Source organism: Arthrobacter sp. CAL618 (assembly GCF_000468215.1).
In the GTDB taxonomy this organism is placed as follows: domain Bacteria; phylum Actinomycetota; class Actinomycetes; order Actinomycetales; family Micrococcaceae; genus Arthrobacter_D.
Genome location: NZ_ASZW01000086.1, coordinates 1 through 4,746 on the forward strand (window position 1 = coordinate 1; position 4,746 = coordinate 4,746).

Here is a 4,746-nt window from a genome sequence, read left to right on the forward strand (position 1 = left end):
GCACGGCCAACGCCGTTAAGGCTGGTGGCACAATGAGTGCCATGACGGCAATCGTGCTCGGATGGAATCCCGATCTGCGGGAGGGGTGGCAGTTCGCCTACTCTTCGGTGCAGGATGCCGTGCACGACGCCGGATTCGCTTCCGTTCGGTGGCCGGCCGTCGTTCCGCCCGTTCCCCCCGGCACTGATGTCTGGCTGGTTCTGCAGGGCGCCAACGAACGAGGCCTGTTCGGTCACGGGACTGTCGTCACGACGCCCGACGACGGCGGACTCCTCGACGTCGACCTCCTCCTCCCCCGCGGCGAACACATCCCCGAGGCAGTGCTGTTCGGCCGCGTGCCGGGCCTCCCCTTCGACGATGGCGCGGCCGTTCTCACCGTCGACCATGAACAGCTCCTCCGGGCCGTGTGGGCCGACTATGCGCCGTCGTCGGAGAATCATCCCGTCGACCCGACCGCTGGCACACTTCCCGCCAGCGCCCTGCTGCGAAGCCGCGTCAACCGCTACGAGCACGACCCCGAAGCTCACCGTCAAAGCATCGCCCACCATGGCAGCAGCTGCGCCGTCTGCCGCTTCAACTTCGAGGAGACCTACGGCACCCTTGGTGCTGGCTTCATCCAGGTCCACCACATCGTGCCCGGCCCGCAACTGACCGCCGACTATGTGCTGGATCCATTGACCGATCTGGTCCCAATGTGCGCCAACTGCCATGCAATGGCGCATCGCCGGGCGCCGAATCCCTATTCGCCAGCCGAGCTTCGCCGACTGCTCCGCGGCTCTTCATCCATGCGGGGCGCGGTCGTCAGTCCTGAGGAGTTGCTGTCTCAAGCCGACGCGCAGCGGATTTTGGGACCCGCAGACTAGTTATGTCCGAATTAAATGGTGCATGCACTGCATCCATCGCATGCAATGCTTGCACTGCATGCGATGCATGCACGTTTTAAATCGGGACCTAAAGGGTCTCGGTGCTTAGTTTATCTTTGCTACCCAGCACCAGGGCTCACCGTCTGGTTGGTGATTGTCGGATCGGGTTGCGGTTGGATTAACTGCGATTGAGCCAGTCCACTCAAAAGGTTAACGGTGATGGCTAATGCCAGGGCGACTCCTGCCAGTCGTACGGATACTCCCAGACAGCCATACCCCTTCGTCACTTTTGTGGATTTACCCGACCGGCGATGCGGACCCGCGGCGCGTGAGCATCCGGGGTTGCTGGGGTTGCCGGAGTCATTTGTCTGCGCAGACCGCCCAACCGGGATACGTCCGGAGCGCCCCGGACCTGTCCGACGTCGGCGCAAGGTTGAGACGGCCGCATCCTCGGCTCCGGCCCCTGCGGTTGTCAGCAGCACAGGGCTCGTGTTTCCGGCCAGCAGTCGTGAGAGATAGTGGTAAATTGCGCGGACAAACTCCGGCTCTAAAACTCTCGGGAGAGCCTTAACAGACGGTGCGATTGTGTTCAGCCCCTCAATCCGCACACCCAAAGCGGTCACTCCTTTCAGATCTGGCTGACCGACCAGACAAATCCACGTCTGAACAAACTGTCTGTGCTGGGGTTCGAGCAGGGCTGCGATAGCACTCGCTTGCTCCAGGGCAGCCGCCGACTCTTTGACCCTGAGATACCCGTTCTGGACCAGTTCTCCGCGCCGCAGGTGAACGTCACCAGCCCAATTCTTCGCATCGATCACCAGCACCCCGCCGGGCCCAACAATTACGTGGTCGAGGTTGGCTTTAGGTCTCCCCGGCCAGCGCAGATCGTGAAGCACAAGCCAGCCATGGCTTTCAAGCAGGTCAAGGCGGTCTGCTACCAGCAACTCCCCAGCAGCCCCAGCGTTCCAGGCCCGGTGCGTCCGTTCGGCATGCCGAAGCTGACTCTGCAACCGAGCCACGGTTTCAGTAGCCTGCGCCAACTCATTCTGAAGGCGCACCACCCGCTGTGACGCCCGCCGCGCCTGTTCAGCAGCGCCCGCACCAGCAGTCATATCTCTCCCCCGTGAGACTCTCGACTTAGCCTAGATTGGCGACCTACCTCGGAGGTGCAATATTCGCTCAGGAGTGCGTCAGGAATTCAGTAACTTGACTAGGCCATCGGACGAAGCTTCGCGATGTCCCGGCTCCGACCCGGGAAACGGATGATGCCGGTGGCCAAGGCCGCCAACCAGACGGACAAGCCCCCGATTGCAAGGCCTGCCGGAACATCGAGAATGTAGTGCCAACCGAAATACACGGTCGCCAGTCCCGTCAGGGCAACGTAGGCCCACAACAACCAACGAACCGGCCTGGGCAAACGGACTAGCTGCGCCATCAGGGCCGCCGTGAACACGATGGACACATGCAGCGAGGCGAACGCCGCGATGCCCTGGACCGACTCCGTCGCATGAGGATCGACAAGGACAGCCAGCCGGTTGTCGTAGAGCGAATCCTGCAAGTCCGACGTCGCGGTGACCGGCAGGTCGGTGAAGGACGACTCCTCTACGTAGATCGGGCCCAAGGACGGAAGCAGATAGTAGGCGGCCGTACCGAGAATCCAGTTGAAACAGAGAGCGCTTACGTACCAGGCTCCGCGGGAGAGGTCATCGGACCAGACCATCGCGACGGCAAGCGACACGGGGACAAAAATCAGGAAAGACACGTAAACGACCGAGAGGAATTCCGCTGCGAAGCCCGTTCCCAACAAATCGTGAAGGACGTCACCCGGGTTACCACCCCCAGCGAACCATCGATCGGTGGTTACCAGCATGGAGTCCGTCAGACGATCCCTAAGAAAGGGCAAAAAGCTTTTCAAATTCCGATACGCCACATACGCGAGGTAAAAACTCGCCATCCCGGCAGTAATCGCAGCAATTCGCTGCAGCGTCCAGCGTGACTTGATGACCCCTCCGGCGGTACCCAGCATGCCCTTGACCGAAGGTCGCTGTGCGATCACTCGTGGCACAACATCGGCGATCATCACCAGGAAAACGATTAGCGGCAGCCGCACATAGCTGGGGCCCAGGAAGCCGTCAGGATCACGCACCGGCAGCCCGCTAATGACAGCAGTGATCAGCATCAGTCCCATGAAGGTCACCGTGGTGATCAACGGGATGCCGAAAAGACCACGCCAGGGAGTGATCTCCTGTGTGGGTTTAGTATTCACTGTCATCTCTAATCGCGCGGGTATTGAGCATAATCAAAATCGAATGTTATCGCCTTCAATATCTATTGGTTCTGGCCCGCCGACGCGAGCACTGACGTCAGCAGCCCTGGAAAGACGGCGTCGAGGTCTTCCCGGCGCAGACTGTTCATCCGAGCTGTCCCTTCGTACCGCTGTCGCACGATGCCCGCCTCGCGAAGAACACGGAAGTGGTGCGTGCTGGTTGATTTGGTGACAGGAAGGTGGAAAGCGCTGCAGGATAATTCGGCGCCGGATTCCGCCAGGGCTGCCACGATGCTCAGCCGGAGCGGATCCGAGAGTGCATGCAATACCTCGGTTAGACGGAACTCGTCGGACAGCGGGTGCCCGACCTGCCGCGGGAGAGGTTCTGCACTCATGAATGAGTCCTTCGATCGAGATCTAGTACGACGAAAGTTGTACTAAGGCTTTCATCGTTGTACGTTGTTTATCGTACCAACCAATCGACCGATAGGCATCGCTATGGCTGACGCAACACTTTTTGACACCACCACCGTCGGGGGTCTCCAGCTCGCCAACCGCGCCGTCATGGCGCCGATGACCCGCTCCCGGGCCGACGACGACGGCGTTCCCACCGACATGATGGCCACCTATTACGCGCAGCGCGCGTCGGCCGGATTGATCATCTCCGAGGGGACGCAGCCCAATGCCCTGGGCCAGGGTTACCCGTTCACCCCCGGTCTGCACACCACTGAGCAGGTTGCTGGCTGGCGCTCGGTCACTGACGCCGTGCACGCCGAAGGCGGCAAGATCTTCGCCCAGATCATGCACACCGGCCGCATCGGCCACCCCAGCCTGCTGCCCGCCGGTCAGGTCCCGCTCGCACCCTCAGCTGTCCGCCCGGCTGGCCAGGTCTTCACCGCCGACGGGATGCAAGACTTTGTGGTCCCACAGGCCATGACCGTGCAGGACATCACCGACACTGTCGCCGACTACGCCACGGCTGCTCGCCTCGCCGTCGAAGCCGGGTTTGACGGCGTCGAAATTCACGGCGCCAATGGCTACCTTCCTCACCAGTTCCTCGCGAGCGGCACCAACCAGCGCACTGACGAATACGGCGGATCCCCCGTTGCCCGCACCCGCTTCCTCGTCGAAGTCATGCAGGCAGTCGTGGAAGCCATCGGCGCGGAGCGGGTTGGTTTACGGCTCTCCCCCGGCAATGACTTCAATGACATTTCCGAAGATGACGTCCTGGAAACGTACACGTCGGTCCTAGAACAGCTAATTCCGCTGGGCCCCGCGTATCTCCACATCGTCGAAGCGCGCGAGGACGAGGTCAACCAGCGCATCCTGGACCTCTGGGAGGGCGTGCTCATTGTCAACCCGTCGCCGCTGGTGCAAAACCAGGAAGCTGCAGATAAGGAGCGTGCCGACGTGTGGCTTGCTCGGGGCGCAGACCTCATTGCGTTCGGCCGCATGTTCATCGCCAACCCCGACTTCGTCGAGAGGCTTGCGGTCGACGCCCCGCTTAACGAAGCTGACGGCAGCACCTTCTACGGTGGCACCGAGGTAGGCTACACCGACTACCCCACCCTCGTCACCTCCTCTTAGCCCAATAGCCCTGCACCGTTCCGCCCGCCT

The 4,746-nt window shown here is 61.5% G+C and carries 5 protein-coding genes; 2 read left to right on the forward strand and 3 right to left on the reverse strand.

All coding sequences use genetic code 11. The annotated features are described in order from the left end of the window. Positions 1–863, forward strand: an 863-nt coding sequence (locus tag K728_RS0105240) for an HNH endonuclease (RefSeq protein WP_024476063.1), incomplete at its 5' end; no start/stop codon positions are given. A 119-nt stretch (positions 864–982) separates the two neighbouring features. On the opposite strand, the gene K728_RS23085 is transcribed toward K728_RS0105240, so the two are convergent. From K728_RS23085 to K728_RS0105255, 3 genes are all read right to left on the reverse strand, one after another. After that, positions 983–1,975 (reverse strand): nuclease-related domain-containing protein, encoded by a 993-nt coding sequence (locus K728_RS23085; protein WP_084442825.1) that lies wholly within the window; start codon positions 1,973–1,975, stop codon positions 983–985. A 98-nt stretch (positions 1,976–2,073) separates the two neighbouring features. Continuing rightward, on the reverse strand, positions 2,074–3,129 hold the full coding sequence (locus K728_RS0105250; RefSeq protein WP_162148026.1) for a phosphatase PAP2 family protein: 1,056 nt from the start codon (positions 3,127–3,129) through the stop codon (positions 2,074–2,076). A gap of 62 nt (positions 3,130–3,191) precedes the next feature. Then, positions 3,192–3,524, reverse strand: coding sequence for an ArsR/SmtB family transcription factor (locus K728_RS0105255; RefSeq protein WP_024476066.1), 333 nt, complete (start codon positions 3,522–3,524; stop codon positions 3,192–3,194). 103 nt (positions 3,525–3,627) lie between these two features. Between K728_RS0105255 and K728_RS0105260 the strand changes: the two genes are divergently transcribed. After that, entirely contained in the window at positions 3,628–4,716 is a 1,089-nt protein-coding gene (locus tag K728_RS0105260; protein ID WP_024476067.1) for an alkene reductase, read from the forward strand. The last annotated feature ends 30 nt before the right edge of the window (positions 4,717–4,746 follow it).

Excerpts from the sequence above, each read along its gene's own strand:
- K728_RS0105260 (WP_024476067.1), top strand. The coding sequence starts at position 3,628 with ATGGCTGACGCAACACTTTTTGACACCACCACCGTCGGGGGTCTCCAG.
- K728_RS0105255 (WP_024476066.1), bottom strand. The coding sequence starts at position 3,524 with ATGAGTGCAGAACCTCTCCCGCGGCAGGTCGGGCACCCGCTGTCCGAC.
- K728_RS23085 (WP_084442825.1), bottom strand. The coding sequence starts at position 1,975 with ATGACTGCTGGTGCGGGCGCTGCTGAACAGGCGCGGCGGGCGTCACAG.